We start from the raw sequence: 13,998 nt of genomic DNA, 5'->3' as shown, positions 1-13,998 counted from the left end.
ATGCAAAAAATGAATGTAGAAAGTTTTAACTTAGATCACACAAAGGTAGCAGCACCATTTGTCCGTTTAGCAGGTACAAAAGAAGGAATTCGTGGAGATGAAATTTATAAATACGATATTCGTTTTAAGCAGCCAAATAAAGAGCATATGAAAATGCCAGCTTTGCATTCGCTTGAGCATTTAATGGCAGAAAATATTCGTAACCATACAGATCAAGTGGTAGACCTTAGTCCAATGGGATGCCAAACTGGATTTTATTTATCGGTTATTAATCATGAAAACTATGATGAAATTTTAGAAATTCTAGAAAAAACATTACAAGATGTACTACAAGCAACAGAAGTGCCAGCATGCAATGAAGTGCAATGTGGATGGGCAGCGAGTCATAGTTTAGAAGGTGCAAAAGAAATTGCGACCGAAATGCTCGCTAAAAAAGATGAATGGCGTCAAATCTATCACGAGGAAGCATAATGAACTATTTTCGTAGTGTCCAGGAATTAATAGGAAGAACGCCTATTGTTGAAATTACGCATATTTCGATTCCAAACAATTGCAGGATTTTTGCAAAGTTGGAATATTTAAATCCAGGTGGAAGCGTGAAGGATCGACTCGGTTTATCTTTGATCAAGGCTGCAGAAGAAACTGGAAAGCTAAAACCTGGTGGGACGATTATCGAACCAACTGCTGGAAATACCGGAATAGGTATTGCCCTTGCCGCAATTGGGAAAGGGTACAAAGTAATCTTTATCGTTCCTCAAAAATTTAGTGTAGAAAAACAAACATTAATGCGCGCTTTAGGAGCGGAGATTGTCCATACAGAGACGTCTCTTGGGATGCAAGGAGCGATTGATAAAGCTCGTGAACTAGTTGCGATCATCCCAAATGCTTTTTCACCTTCCCAGTTTTCCAATCCAGCGAATCCAGCTACTTATGAAAAAACACTGGGGCCGGAAATTTGGAGAGATTTAGATGGGCAAATTGATGTGTTTGTTGCTGGTGCCGGTACAGGTGGGACATTTATGGGAACATCTACATTTTTGAAAGAACGAAATGCTAATATAAAAACAGTCATAGTAGAGCCAGTTGGATCTATTTTGAATGGTGGAGTTGCTAGTTCGCACGTGACGGAAGGGATTGGAATGGAGTTTTTACCTCCGTTTATGGACCAATCTTATTTTGATGCAATTCATACAGTACGTGATGAAGATGCTTTTTCACAATTACGAGCATTGTCAGGGCAAGAAGGATTACTTGTTGGTAGTTCGTCAGGAGCCGCTTTTTTTGCTGCTTTGAAAGAAGCAGAAGTTGCAAAAGAAGGAAGCCATATTGTCACTATTTTTCCAGACTCAAGCGAACGTTATTTAAGTCAAGATGTGTATAAGGTGTTTAAGGAGGAAGAGTAAATGCGTGCGAAAACGAAACTGATTCATGCAGGTATTGTTGGCGATGAAGCAACTGGAGCCGTATCAACACCGATTTATCAAGTGAGTACGTATAAACAAGAAGCAGTCGGAAATTTCAAAGGCTATGAATATTCACGTACCGGAAATCCTACTCGCCATGCATTGGAAGTATTAATAAGTGATTTGGAGAGCGGTGTAGCTGGATTTGCATTTGCTTCCGGGATGGCTGCAACGAGTTCAGTGATGATGCTTTTTAACAAAGGTGACCACATCATTTTAACGGATGATGTATATGGTGGAACTTATCGTGTGATGACGAAAGTATTGAATCGTTTTGGAATTGAAGCAACTTTTGTGGACACGAGTGATATAGCCGTAGTAGAGGCATCTGTGTTAGAAAATACGAAAGCGATATTTTTGGAAACTCCGACAAATCCTTTATTGAAGATTACAGACATAGAAGCTGTCGCAAAACTTGCCAAAGAAAAAGGACTGCTCACCATTGTAGATAACACGTTTATGTCACCTTATTTCCAGCAACCAATTCCGCTCGGAGCAGATATTGTCCTTCATAGTGCGACGAAATATATTGGAGGACATAGCGATGTAGTAGCGGGGTTAGTAGTTGTCAATTCCGAAGCGCTTGCGACCGATTTACATTTCGTACAAAATGCGATTGGAGCAGTACTTGGACCTCAAGATTCTTGGTTATTAATGCGCGGTATTAAAACGCTCGGACTTCGTATGGAAGAGCATCAGTCCAATGCACAGCGAATTGCTGAATTTTTGACTAATCATGAAGCTGTTGGAAAAGTATATTATCCAGGGCTTACAGATCACCCTGGACACGAACTGATGAAAAAACAAACGACTGGTTTCGGTGGAATGATTTCTTTTGATGTAGGAAGTGGAGAAAAAGCAGATGCCTTACTTGCCAAGCTACGATACTTTACATTAGCGGAAAGTTTGGGAGCTGTGGAAAGCTTAATATCCGTACCAGCTAGAATGACGCATGCATCGATTCCTAGGGATCGCAGGTTAGAATTAGGTATTACAGATGGGCTTGTAAGAATCTCAGTTGGGATTGAAGATGTGGAAGATTTAATAGAAGATTTAACGCAAGGATTGAAATGATTTTAGGGTACCAGGTTATCACACAATTCATTGATAACCTGGTACCCATTATTATAAATTTAAGAATTACTTTGTTTGCTTCGGGACCAAATAACTACTGGGATAAGCAATAGTGAAAGGATCCCCCCGGCAAGTGATAGTGTTGTATAACTAGAATGAGCTAACACCATACCAGATAGCGCTCCGCCAGACGCCCCCACCAAAGCGATCAATACATCAACAGATCCTTGCGTTTTTGCTCGAGTATACGGATTAGTAGCATCTACGATAAGTGTCGTACCACTTATTAATCCAAAGTTCCAACCAATGCCCAGTAGAGTGAGTGCGATGATTAGTACTGGGATTGAATCGGTAGGTGCTGTAGCAGCAATAATACCAGCTAGGAGTAAGGTAGCCCCGGCAGCGATAGCCATTGCCGTTCGTCCAACCTTGTCGACGAGTATTCCCGTTACAAGAGATGGTAGGTACATCCCACCTATATGAAAGCCGATAACTAGACCGACCTCTTTTAAACTATGTCCATGATGCCCCATATGTATAGGGGTCATCGTCATAATTGCTACCATGACAATTTGTGTTAAGACCATTACCGTAGCACCAACGATAATTAATGGTTTGTTATTTGCTAACGTAATAGATTCAGCATCTGAATGTTTACTATTGTTTGCGGCTTTTACTTCTGCAATTGCTTTCGCAACATTAAAAGGATCAGGGCGAAGCAAAATAAGTAGAACTAAACCGGCAAGTATAAAGGCTGCCGCAGATAGAATGAACGGACCTGCAAGGGCGGGAACCCCAATCGATGCGGCGAACTCTCCCATCACTTCGACTAAGTTTGGACCTGCCACAGCCCCGAAAGTAGTTGATACCATTGCAATACTTATTGCAGTTGCCCGCTGTTTTGGCATTGCTAGGTCTGTACCTGCATATCGCGCCTGTAAGTTTGTAGCAGTACCGGCACCATAGATTAACAGAGATGCAAATAGAAGAAGAATATTATTAGTAGTTGCTGCTATCACTACTCCAATCGCACCGATACCACCAGTCAAGAATCCTGTTGCTAGTCCAAAACGTCGGCCGAAACGTTGAGATAATCGTCCTACAAGTAGTGCAGCCGCAGCAGAACCCAAAGTGATCAATGCAACCGGAATTCCTGCAAAGCTGTCTGTACCAAGCATATCCTGTGCAAGAAGTGCTCCTACAGTTACCCCTGCTGCAAGCCCTGCCCCACCGAATATTTGTGAAATGACAACGATGATCAATGTTCGTCTATATAATTGTCGTTGTTTTTCCGGAGAATCAATATAACTTTGTAACCAAGTTGGTTGATTCTCTTGCGGAGTTGATCCAATTTTCTTATCTGACATTATGTAGTTCTCCTTTTTGAGTAATTGATTTTATATACTCTATCATTTTATTATACACATTAACTTTGAGAATTTTGAACTCTTAGAAGATTTAGGAGAAATTTTTACAAATGAATTTAACATTAGAAAAGACTATCCTCCAAGTCACAAATTGACATCGAGGATAGCCTCATTCCCTTTCTTATTTCCTACAGATAAGCATTATGGAATGTATTTGAATAGGATAGGATATGTTTTACCAAAAAAATAAAGATGCTAGTGCGATTCCTGTAATAGCACCGAGCGCTATGCCAAAGCCAGTTCCAAATCCTTCGCCAAAGAAACCTAATCCATACCCACCAAATTCTGCATCTGGTCGAATCCAAACTGTATTTCTGTTAACTCTTGTAATTTCACCCGTGTGAACTCTGCCATCACGACAAGTTATTCTCACTCTTTGTCCATGATACCTACAACATTGATTGTATAACTCAGAACGATTCATATTCGTCCTCCTCTCGAGACAAATTACATACATGTATGTCCTATTAACATATGCGTCTCCTAAATTGGCACGAAAGACAATCGTCTACTGAATGATGGATTACTAAAAATATCAAGTTTCCAGAATGATTTGAAAGGTAAACATATTTTAAAAGTAAAAAGAAAAAGGAAGAGATGCATGCCAGTGATTCAAACACAGAACCTTCTTTATAAATTTGTTGAACAATGCGAAGAACAATCAGGAAGAGGGGCCTCTACTAAACATTCTGAAATAATAGGCGGACCTCTCATGAAATTATTTCCCACATTAACTCCAGAAGTAGTACAGTATGAACTTCTAAGGAATGGATTATTTCAACCTGGGGAGTGGCGAAACATTCAAGAGACTGTGAAAAGAATGGAAGCACAAAATATGTGGCAAATCGTGAAAACAGAATATAAATCATTAAGAAAACGGTGGAATGGTCCGAAAGTTTCTATCTACATTTTCCCGATAAAAAATGCAACTAAAAAAGCAAGAAAGGAAACACCTAAAAAAAATGGCATTGCTTATAAAGGCGCATTATTTTTGTTTTTATCTCCTGATCTTCAGATGGAAGAGATAAAGGCACTCTTTGCTCACGAGTATAATCATGCGTGCAGATTAGATTATTTGGATCAAGCACCAAGTAAGATTACATTAATGGATTCGTTAATTATTGAAGGGCTGGGAGAATATGCAGTTAAGGACTTATACGGCGAAGAGTGGCTAGCGCCTTGGATAAATCTTTATTCATTGGAAGAAGCTCTCGCCATATGGAAAAAATATTTTATACCTTCTTTAAAAGTTGAAGGAGTTAAAAATCATCAACTTTATTTATTTGGTAAAGATGGAGGTCGCTTGCCGAAATGGATTGGTTATCATATAGGGTTTCAACTTGTAGATAGTTTTCAAAAGAAACATGGACCTTTTGTAAACAATGTATTATATAAGAAATCTGCTAAGGAAATAATCGAGGGTTCTGACTTTCCTATTAAGTTAAATGGCATTTAAATACCCGGTAGCCGATGAAATGATCGGATTGAAGTATAAATTGTTGGTGCTCATCCAATAGGTCGTAGAATTTTGAATGGATGTTTTTGGATTGATTGATGTCAAGAAGTTCACTTGGTGCTAGTTCGGATGGAGTTTTTATTATTTCAATTCTAGTGAAGCCAGCTTGCTGTAATTTCGATATCCACTCATCTTCCCTTAAAACTTCCTCTATACCGTATAATTGATGAATTTTTTTTTGCAATGCAAGTGGTAGAATTTGTTCGGCCGTCATTTCTATGATGATCATCCTACCAGTTTTTTTTAACACACGTGCAAGTTCACATAATGTTTTCGAAATATTAGTAAAGACGATTACCGACTCAGCAATAGCTAAGTCGAAGGAATCATTGGCAAATATTAATTTTTCTACGTCCCCCTCTATCAACCGAATAGGGGGATTTCTATTTTTAAGTCTTTCCTCCGCTTTTTCAACCATGATAGGATGTTTATCTATCGCAGTTACTTGGCAATGATAACTTTCCGCTAAAAAAGCTGCAGTTTGTCCCGTTCCACATCCTACATCTAATACCGCCTCCATTGGTTGAATATTTTCGACTTCCAATATAGATTTAGTTAAAGTAAATCCTCCAGGATGCGCACCCCCTATACCAAAATAAGCTAATAAATCTAAGTAATCGTTAAAAATTGGATTCCCCTCCTTTTTAGTACTACACCTATAGTATGCTTGTCATTCGTTTTGTAGCTGTATGTATTAGAAGGAGACTGAATTTTGGAACTATATAGTTTGCTAGAACGTACTAATAATGGAATGAATATGAGCGGAGGAGATAACGTGAAAAAAATAGGTTTATTCCTTTGCTGGCTCAATATCAACCTACCAAAAATGGGATTTTATCCAGTTTACGGAATTTAATTAACCAGTAAATGGCTAAGGGCAACCAATCGTTCATTGAAAGCAATCAATTCTGGTCTGAAAGCAACCAAATTAATCCGAGAGCAACCAAATTGCCCGTGAAAGCAACCAATTCTCAAAATAGCTCTTTATTTGTATTGAGATAACGATGACTATGGTGCATCTGTTTGCCGTAGCGTGCGGCAAGAGCAGAGGCTAGTAGCTACCTTAAGACGCATTATCCCTATTATGTGCGTCATTTCATTCATCCCTCTCGTTTGCTACATTGGGGCAGGGCCAGGTGTTTGCGCTTTTGATATTTGTAGAGAAATAAAGGATTTTATTAAGTTATTAAAGAATGTCATTTAAATAAGCAAAGGAGGAAAATCAGTTTGAGCAAGCATTTTTTGAGCCTATCAATTGTTTTATTGAGTATAGCTATATTTTTCTTAGCTTTTCAGCTAGGGAATAGTGTTTCTAATGGAGAAAACGAACACGTGCAAATGGTAGATAGTTCTACTAAAGGCTTACTAACATTGGAGGAAGCTGCATCTTATTTGAATTTAAATAAAGAAAAATTAACAGCTATTATTCGGAAACAAGACAGTAGTAGAGAAATACTCTCCAGTTTTGATACGTACACTTATATTCCTTATATTCAAATCGGTGAAGAAAAATATTTTAATCAAGAACAAATCGACGAATGGATTAGATACAACATAACAATTTGGAATGATATCGAATATTAAAGGAGGTAGCATTAAATGGAGTATGTTTACCATATGGTTCCAAACAAAATGGTTGATAATAAGTTGGTATCCTTGAATAGTTTAAAAGAAAAAAATGTGGAACTTTATAAGGAATACAGAAAGAAATATAGTGACCATCCCGATTGAGTGAAACTGTTGAAACGTATAGTACCTAGACTAGACTGCTTATGGAATGATGTTATTTTCTTTTTACTAATTCACCCTTATCATGTGTATCGTTCTTTAAAGACGATCGGTGTAAATGTTAAGACGAATTTATTATTTTATAAAATTCCAATTAATAATCTTTTAAACAATAAAATCGCGGTTTACCGGTATCAAAAAGAAAATGATAAAGGCACAGCTGCAGAGATAGATGGCAAAGATGTCGAACTTATTGATTTAAAAAAATTCTCAGAACTGACCCATATCCCGGAAGACACACAGACCTATTTTGAAAAAGAACATAAACGTGGAAATAAGTTTGGCATATTTGTATACATACCCCATATTTTGTGTTTAGGAGAAGTAAGTATAGAAGATGCGGAAGTTATTAGCTGGAGTGAGGAATTAGAATAAATTTAATCAATTACGCCGAGGCGTAATTGATTTTTCGAGGGGTTGTTAATTGCAATTTTATTTCCCCTTTCTATCAAATCCCTCAATTTAGATGCGACATATATTCAAATGCCGTTGTTCTATATGGACAAGACTTTATATATTTTGTTTCATTTTATCCTCATAAACAATTGGCGTTGAAAAACGTATTAAATCCATTTTTTCAGTAGCCTTTAAAAGCAATTCTGGCTCAATATAAAGCATCACACCATTTGGATAGGATAATTGCAAGTTACTATCTAAGTTGTAATGTTGGATTCCCCGTAATGTTCCCCCGATTGCATACTCTTTGTGAGCGTGCTTTTTATAGGTGAAATCCTAGTTACTTTGTCGCAATCCTAAGTGAACATACAGAACAACAGATACGCCAATACATACGTAATCAACCCAAAAAATAGCGAAAGTACCTTAGAACCTCGTTACTTAAGTTATGAGAGGTTCAGTTATTATTCATGTTCAAGTAAACTGACTCGTCAGCTATCGATGTGGCAACAAACGCTGTACCTTGTTTTTATCACAAAGTCATTTATACAAATACTGAATCATATACCATAATAAAAGAATAAATAAAGAATGCTATCCGATGAAAGGAGCCTATGAAATGGAAACCCCAAATCTAGGTATGTACGAAAATGTACCACAGCCCATCCGAAATGACGGTGCTGGGGGATATGATACAGGTCCTAGAGATATTATGAGGGATCTTGAAAATCCTGACATGCTTGTACCTCCTGAAACGGATGCTGGCTTGCTCCCTAACATGAAATTTTCGTTCTCAGACACTTCTATGACATTAAATCATGGAGGGTGGTCACGGGAAATCACCGTTAGGGAACTACCGATTGCAACCACTTTGGCAGGTGTAAATATGAGCTTAACACAGGGGGGTGTTCGGGAATTACATTGGCATCAACAAGCAGAATGGGCCTATATGATATTAGGTCGGGCACGAATTACGGCAATCGACGCAGAGGGGAGAAATTTCATTGCCGATGTAGGACCGGGCGATCTCTGGTATTTTCCACCTGGACTCCCGCATTCTATTCAGGGGTTAGAACACTGCGAATTCCTGCTCGTTTTCGATGACGGTACTTTTTCTGATCTTAATACTTTATCTATCTCTGACTGGTTTGCGCACACGCCAAAAGATGTGCTGTCTGCAAATTTCGGAGTACCAGTTAGTGCCTTTGACCAAATTCCTGCAGGGCAGGTCTATATCTATCAAGACAAGGTTCCCGGTCCGCTTGAAATTGAGAAGGTACAATCCCCTTACGGAACGATTCCTCAAAGTTTCAAGTATCAACTACTAGCACAAACGCCAATTATGACTCCTGGCGGAAGTGTTCGAATTGTAGACTCTTCCAATTTTCCTATTTCTAAAAAAATCGCTGCAGCGCTTGTTGAGATTAAACCAGGAGCTATGAGAGAGCTACATTGGCATCCGAATAACGATGAGTGGCAGTATTACCTTGCCGGCCAAGGACGTATGACGGTATTTGCTGGTAATGGTATTGCACGTACATTTGATTACAGGGCTGGAGACGTCGGCTATGTACCATTCGCTACTGGGCACTATATTCAGAATACCGGTAATGAAACTTTATGGTTTTTAGAAATGTTCAAGAGCGATCGATTTGTAGATGTATCATTAAACCAATGGATGGCGCTTACCCCCAGCAATCTGGTAAGAAACAACTTGCATGTTGGATCGGAATTATTGCATGCTCTAAGCAAAGTGAAAGTGCCGGTCGTCAAATATCCCGGATTTTCTTAATATCCTAAATAAAGATTGAATCGGGAAATATCTCACAAGTTTTAGAACACTAAATAAAGCCACCTTCTTATTAAGTAGCGTATATACTAAATTAATAAATGGAGGAAACTGAATGAATGTTAATGACGAATTTTCACAAAACCCACATTCCTTCCCCAAACCCTGTCCGAACCCGTATTGTCAAAATCCGAATTGTACATGTGGAGATCAATGTAGTTGTACCCCTGAAAAACAGTGCCGCCACAACAAAACAAATCATACAAATATGACTAACGCCTGTCCGAACCCGTATTGTCAAAATCCGAATTGTACATGTGGAGAAACATGTAGTTGTACCCCTGAAAAACAGTGCGGGGACAACAAGGCAAATCATTCAAATATGACTAACGCATGCCCGAACCCGTATTGCCATAATCCGAATTGTACATGTGGAGATCAATGCAGTTGTACCCCTGAAAAACAGTGCGGCGACAACAAGACAAATCATACAAACATGACTCACACCTGTCCAAACCCATATTGCCAAAATCCGAATTGTACATGTGGAGACCAATGTAGTTGTACCCCTGATAAGCAATGTGGAGATAGTAAGACAAAACCAACAAAAATGAATCTATCGAAATTCATAGATGAACTTCCCATTCTCGCTATTTTAAAACCACGTCGGAAAGATCAGTTTTACACATATTACAAAGTCAATATGACCGAATTTAAGCAATCCCTCCATAGTGAATTACCTCATACAACGGTTTGGGGGTACGAAGGCAGCTATCCAGGACCGACCATTGAAGTGGAAAGCGGAGAAAAAGTATTTATTAAATGGAGCAATAATCTTCCAGCAAAGCATCTTTTACCTATTGATCATACTGTGCATGGTGCCCATACGGATGTGCCTGATGTGAGAACAGTTGTACATGTTCACGGCGCTAGTGTTGAATCGGAAAGCGATGGTTATCCAGAGGCTTGGTTTACAAAAGGTTTCGAACAAGTAGGGCCTTATTTTCAAAAAAAAGTATATCAATATGATAATAACATGCAAGCTTGTACTCTCTGGTATCATGATCATACACTTGGAATCACTAGGTTGAATGTATATGCAGGATTGGCAGGTTTTTTTCTTGTAAGAGATCAGCAGGAACGTTCGTTGAATTTACCATTTGGTGATTTTGAGATTCCACTTATTATACAAGACAAATCCTTTAATAAAGACGGTTCGCTTTATTATCCGAAACAACCGCAAAAACCAGTCCCGGAATTAGAAACGTCAGTGACTCCCGAATTCATTGGGGATACTATCCTGGTAAATGGCAAGGTATGGCCCTATTTAAACGTGGAACCACGGAAATATCGGTTTAGGATACTAAATGGATCTAACTCCCGTTTCTATAGAATCAAACTGGATTCGGATCAACTTATATATCAAATCGGAACGGATGGGGGATTGATGGAATCTCCAATAGGTATCAAAGAAATTATGTTATCTCCTGCTGAACGAGCGGATGTAATCATTGATTTTACCAATCTCGCGGGCAAGAATGTAGTCATGGTAAATGATGCCCCTGTACCTTTTCCAAGCGGGGTTCCGGTAGACGAAAATACTGGTGAAGTGATGCAGTTTAGAGTGGTGCTACCTCTTTCGAGTATTGATACAAGTGTGATTCCTGCTAAGATGGTTCCGTTGCCAGAAATAAACGAACAGGTAGCCTCAAACAGAAGAAATTTATTCTTTAAAAGAAAAACAGATAAGTTCGGTCGCCCATTAATGCTATTGGATAATAAACCGTGGGACGCCCCGATAAAGGAAAATCCTAAATTAGGATCGACAGAAATATGGTATCTTATTAACGCTTCTCCGGATTCACATCCGATTCATCTGCACTTAGTTGATTTTCAAATATTAGACCGAAGAGATATTGATACCGAAAAGTTTATACATGAAGGAATCATCCAGTATACGGGTCCTTCAATTCCTCCAGAGCCACAAGAAAAAGGGCGAAAGGATACAGTTCGTGCTAATCCTAACCAAGTAACTCGAATAATTATGAAGTTTGGTCCTTATACAGGACTGTATGTGTGGCATTGCCATATATTAGAGCACGAGGATTATGAGATGATGAGACCGTTTATTGTTATCCGATAAATAAAAATCGACCAACTCACTTAAGAGTAGGTCGATTTTTTGAAAAGACAAAAAGGGATTGTATCCATTTCATTTGAACCTCAAGTTAGTTCATAAAAAAATAATACCTTAATGATGATTATGCTCATTTATTTGGTTTTCAACAGGTCGATCATTTATCTGCTTTTCAGGATAATTAATTTCGTAAAAAGTAGTCATTAATACAATAGCAATTAAAATAACCATTATGAAAATTGAGGTGTAAGCATGATTAATAGAAAGTGCTTGATCACTACTTTTTCTTGAAATATTACTGATTAGTAGAAAGATTAAATATACAACTATGATATATAGGCCATCCATAAACGCTAACATAATTTGAAACTTCTCTGGAGGTAACATTTCTCCCAACATTGCTCCCATCATGCTACCCATTAGTGAAGATGCCATACCTTCCATTATTACAACCAAGCCCAACCTTTTACCTAAAAAATATCCAAATAATAAACTTATAACAATGGCAACTATGGTTGAAGTAGTTAAATCATTTTTATAAATTATTCCTGAGATTAACCCAATAACCAAACTTGTCATCATTCCCGATGACATCACTATTATCATGCCTGTCATATCTGTTAATTTTTCATTATTGAAAGAAATATTGAAAATCAAGAAAGTAGTACAACCTAATACTATTAATATACTTATCATTAATAACATCCACAAACCCCCTAAAATAACTAGCAGTCACAGGCAGAGCCATATTTTCAGCCACAAGTGCAACTCATTTCAGATTATCTCCTTCTAAATTATTTTCTTATTTAATGTTATGAGGACTTGATTGGACAAATGCCTTAGTTCTTGAACTACACAAAAAGAAGTTTATTATAAGCAGAGCCCCTTTGTAATGAAGCTAGGAATTGGGAAGAATTAAATATTGAACATATGAAGAGGTGGTTTTACCTGTAGAAAATAATAGAAATGGTATAAAACAAGTGAGCACCATTCCTAATATAACCGTCGCAATCGTAACAATTTGCATGCTTAGACTCATGCCGTTACCTCTTCCGTTATTTCTTATTGTACTATCGGCCGGTATGTGCAAAATAGTTCTCGAGGGTTTTCACTAGAAAAAATAAAGAAGGCGCACTATCATAGAGGATGCGGAAGTTATTAATTGGAACGAGGAATTAGAACAAATTTAATCAATTACGCCGAGGCGTAATTGATTTTTCACAGTGTGAAGTAAACTATCTCTAATTCAATGAAATAATGATCTTTACGGTAAGACATAGCCTCCTTAGTAGCTATCAAGTTATCTTCATGATAAACCTCAATTCGATTATTTTCTGTTTCATTTTTCAGATCCCCTTTGTTTGAATGAATTTAAAAAATAAATTGAACAAGTAACATATAAACAATTGTCCCTGCAGCTATTGATAACAACATATTACGCTTCCAAAGATGTAGTCCAGTCACAACTGCCACTGCAAACAATTCTGGAATACCATGGGAACCTGTGAAAAGGGTGACATCTTTTAAACAATAGATGACTAATAGACCAATAACTGCTAAAGGCAACACGCTGCCAAGATATTGAACATATGGAGGCGTGGTTTTACCTGTAGAAAATAGTAAAAACGGTATAAAACGAGTGAGCACCGTTCCTAACACTACCATGGCAATCGTAATAATTTGCATACTTAAACTCATGCTGTTACCTCCTTCTGTTCGGAAACTTTTCTCATAATCGTTACGCCTGCTAAAATAGCAATCATAGCAGGGATAATGAAGCCACTACCACCAAAAATAATAAGACTAATAATAGATGTAGTCAGACCAATAGTTGCAACCAAATGTTTTTTCTCTTTACGCCATTGTTCAATAAAGATGACGACAAATAGTGCGGTCATGACAAATTCAAGCCCCTCTGTATTAAAGCGAATCAGAGAACCAAACAGACCACCAAGCGTGGAGCCGAGCACCCAATAGCTATGGTTCAATAAGGTCACAAATGTCATAAACCATCCTTTATCCACATCTTTTGGGATATTAGCAGAATAGTTGATAGAAAAAGATTCATCACACATGCCGAAAATAAGGTAGGCTTTCTTTCTCCCCGTCCCTTTATACTTCTCTAACATGGAAATCCCATAAAATAAATGACGTGCATTCACCGTTAATGTGAGTAACAGTGCATTTAATGGGTTGAAGGACATCAATAATAAATTAGCTGCCAAAAATTCCATGGAACCTGCAAAAATGAGCAGACTCATCAAAATCGGATAAATTGCGTTAAACCCTAATGATTGCATATACATTCCATATGCAATACCCAAAAATACAAATCCTGCAAAAATAGGAATGGTATGCGGGAAAGCTGCACGAAGAGCTTGCCATATCACTTCTTTTTTGTTCATTTC

Annotated in this window: 15 protein-coding genes and 1 pseudogene; 9 read left to right on the top strand and 7 right to left on the bottom strand. The window is 37.9% G+C overall.

Features of this window, described 5'->3' with window-relative positions:
• Genes AC1DFT_RS02670 through AC1DFT_RS02660 form a run of 3 tightly spaced genes read left to right on the top strand, consistent with a single transcriptional unit; the run spans window position 1 to window position 2,537 of the window.
• Window positions 1-471, top strand: coding sequence for an S-ribosylhomocysteine lyase (locus AC1DFT_RS02670; protein WP_477917358.1), 471 nt, complete (start codon window positions 1-3; stop codon window positions 469-471).
• Entirely contained in the window at window positions 471-1,403 is a 933-nt protein-coding gene (locus tag AC1DFT_RS02665; RefSeq protein ID WP_477917357.1) for a PLP-dependent cysteine synthase family protein, read from the top strand. The genes AC1DFT_RS02670 and AC1DFT_RS02665 overlap by 1 nt, the downstream gene beginning before the upstream one ends.
• Window positions 1,404-2,537, top strand: coding sequence for a bifunctional cystathionine gamma-lyase/homocysteine desulfhydrase (locus AC1DFT_RS02660; protein ID WP_477917355.1), 1,134 nt, complete (start codon window positions 1,404-1,406; stop codon window positions 2,535-2,537). It abuts the gene before it with no gap.
• Window positions 2,538-2,596: 59 nt separating this feature from the next.
• Here AC1DFT_RS02660 and AC1DFT_RS02655 read toward each other — a convergent pair whose 3' ends face one another.
• Window positions 2,597-3,904, bottom strand: a complete 1,308-nt coding sequence (locus tag AC1DFT_RS02655) for an MFS transporter (RefSeq protein ID WP_477917353.1) — start codon at window positions 3,902-3,904, stop codon at window positions 2,597-2,599.
• A gap of 235 nt (window positions 3,905-4,139) precedes the next feature.
• Window positions 4,140-4,388 carry a hypothetical protein gene (locus AC1DFT_RS02650; RefSeq protein WP_477917352.1) on the bottom strand — a complete coding sequence of 83 codons (249 nt, stop codon included), beginning with the start codon at window positions 4,386-4,388 and terminating at the stop codon, window positions 4,140-4,142.
• 129 nt (window positions 4,389-4,517) lie between these two features.
• Between AC1DFT_RS02650 and AC1DFT_RS02645 the strand changes: the two genes are divergently transcribed.
• Window positions 4,518-5,420 carry a DUF2268 domain-containing putative Zn-dependent protease gene (locus AC1DFT_RS02645; RefSeq protein WP_477917350.1) on the top strand — a complete coding sequence of 301 codons (903 nt, stop codon included), beginning with the start codon at window positions 4,518-4,520 and terminating at the stop codon, window positions 5,418-5,420.
• Here AC1DFT_RS02645 and AC1DFT_RS02640 read toward each other — a convergent pair.
• The gene (locus AC1DFT_RS02640; protein ID WP_477917349.1) at window positions 5,401-6,024 is read right to left on the bottom strand and encodes a class I SAM-dependent methyltransferase; all 624 of its coding nucleotides are present in this window, start codon (window positions 6,022-6,024) and stop codon (window positions 5,401-5,403) included. The genes AC1DFT_RS02645 and AC1DFT_RS02640 overlap by 20 nt on opposite strands.
• A gap of 683 nt (window positions 6,025-6,707) precedes the next feature.
• Here AC1DFT_RS02640 and AC1DFT_RS02635 point away from each other — a divergent pair.
• From AC1DFT_RS02635 to AC1DFT_RS02625, 3 genes are read left to right on the top strand one after another with little or no spacing between them, the layout of a single operon-like run.
• Window positions 6,708-7,064, top strand: coding sequence for a helix-turn-helix domain-containing protein (locus AC1DFT_RS02635; protein WP_477917347.1), 357 nt, complete (start codon window positions 6,708-6,710; stop codon window positions 7,062-7,064).
• A gap of 15 nt (window positions 7,065-7,079) precedes the next feature.
• Window positions 7,080-7,211, top strand: a complete 132-nt coding sequence (locus tag AC1DFT_RS02630) for a hypothetical protein (protein ID WP_477917346.1) — start codon at window positions 7,080-7,082, stop codon at window positions 7,209-7,211.
• 9 nt (window positions 7,212-7,220) lie between these two features.
• The gene (locus AC1DFT_RS02625) at window positions 7,221-7,643 is read left to right on the top strand and encodes a group-specific protein (RefSeq protein WP_477917344.1); all 423 of its coding nucleotides are present in this window, start codon (window positions 7,221-7,223) and stop codon (window positions 7,641-7,643) included.
• Window positions 7,644-7,781: 138 nt separating this feature from the next.
• Here the strand turns inward: AC1DFT_RS02625 and AC1DFT_RS02620 are convergent.
• Window positions 7,782-8,000 (bottom strand): annotated as a pseudogene (locus tag AC1DFT_RS02620) (AraC family transcriptional regulator); the annotation flags it as partial.
• 283 nt (window positions 8,001-8,283) lie between these two features.
• On the opposite strand from AC1DFT_RS02620, the gene AC1DFT_RS02615 reads away from it, so the two are divergent.
• Entirely contained in the window at window positions 8,284-9,456 is a 1,173-nt protein-coding gene (locus AC1DFT_RS02615; protein WP_477917342.1) for an oxalate decarboxylase family bicupin, read from the top strand.
• Between the two features lie 607 nt (window positions 9,457-10,063).
• Window positions 10,064-11,596 carry a multicopper oxidase family protein gene (locus AC1DFT_RS02610; RefSeq protein ID WP_477917340.1) on the top strand — a complete coding sequence of 511 codons (1,533 nt, stop codon included), beginning with the start codon at window positions 10,064-10,066 and terminating at the stop codon, window positions 11,594-11,596.
• A 108-nt stretch (window positions 11,597-11,704) separates the two neighbouring features.
• On the opposite strand, the gene AC1DFT_RS02605 is transcribed toward AC1DFT_RS02610, so the two are convergent.
• The 3 genes from AC1DFT_RS02605 to azlC all read right to left on the bottom strand — a co-directional run bounded on the left by AC1DFT_RS02605 (window position 11,705) and on the right by azlC (window position 13,995).
• Window positions 11,705-12,295 (bottom strand): hypothetical protein, encoded by a 591-nt coding sequence (locus AC1DFT_RS02605; protein WP_477917339.1) that lies wholly within the window; start codon window positions 12,293-12,295, stop codon window positions 11,705-11,707.
• Between the two features lie 666 nt (window positions 12,296-12,961).
• Complete coding sequence (locus tag AC1DFT_RS02600) at window positions 12,962-13,288, bottom strand: branched-chain amino acid transporter permease (RefSeq protein ID WP_477917337.1); 327 nt, start codon at window positions 13,286-13,288, stop codon at window positions 12,962-12,964.
• Window positions 13,285-13,995 carry an azaleucine resistance protein AzlC gene (gene azlC, locus AC1DFT_RS02595; protein ID WP_477917335.1) on the bottom strand — a complete coding sequence of 237 codons (711 nt, stop codon included), beginning with the start codon at window positions 13,993-13,995 and terminating at the stop codon, window positions 13,285-13,287. Before azlC ends, AC1DFT_RS02600 begins: the two co-directional genes overlap by 4 nt.
• Between the last annotated feature and the right edge of the window lie 3 nt (window positions 13,996-13,998).

The organism is Psychrobacillus sp. 05T411 (assembly GCF_056396485.1).
This window is presented reverse-complemented; position numbering and strand designations above follow the sequence as displayed.

Bases quoted from the DNA above. Each gene is read 5' to 3' on its own strand.
- AC1DFT_RS02670 (WP_477917358.1), top strand. From the start codon at position 1: ATGCAAAAAATGAATGTAGAAAGTTTTAACTTAGATCACACAAAGGTA.
- AC1DFT_RS02665 (WP_477917357.1), top strand. From the start codon at position 471: ATGAACTATTTTCGTAGTGTCCAGGAATTAATAGGAAGAACGCCTATT.
- AC1DFT_RS02660 (WP_477917355.1), top strand. From the start codon at position 1,404: ATGCGTGCGAAAACGAAACTGATTCATGCAGGTATTGTTGGCGATGAA.
- AC1DFT_RS02655 (WP_477917353.1), bottom strand. From the start codon at position 3,904: ATGTCAGATAAGAAAATTGGATCAACTCCGCAAGAGAATCAACCAACT.
- AC1DFT_RS02650 (WP_477917352.1), bottom strand. From the start codon at position 4,388: ATGAATCGTTCTGAGTTATACAATCAATGTTGTAGGTATCATGGACAA.
- AC1DFT_RS02630 (WP_477917346.1), top strand. From the start codon at position 7,080: ATGGAGTATGTTTACCATATGGTTCCAAACAAAATGGTTGATAATAAG.
- AC1DFT_RS02615 (WP_477917342.1), top strand. From the start codon at position 8,284: ATGGAAACCCCAAATCTAGGTATGTACGAAAATGTACCACAGCCCATC.
- AC1DFT_RS02610 (WP_477917340.1), top strand. From the start codon at position 10,064: ATGAATCTATCGAAATTCATAGATGAACTTCCCATTCTCGCTATTTTA.
- AC1DFT_RS02605 (WP_477917339.1), bottom strand. From the start codon at position 12,295: ATGTTATTAATGATAAGTATATTAATAGTATTAGGTTGTACTACTTTC.
- AC1DFT_RS02600 (WP_477917337.1), bottom strand. From the start codon at position 13,288: ATGAGTTTAAGTATGCAAATTATTACGATTGCCATGGTAGTGTTAGGA.
- azlC (WP_477917335.1), bottom strand. From the start codon at position 13,995: ATGAACAAAAAAGAAGTGATATGGCAAGCTCTTCGTGCAGCTTTCCCG.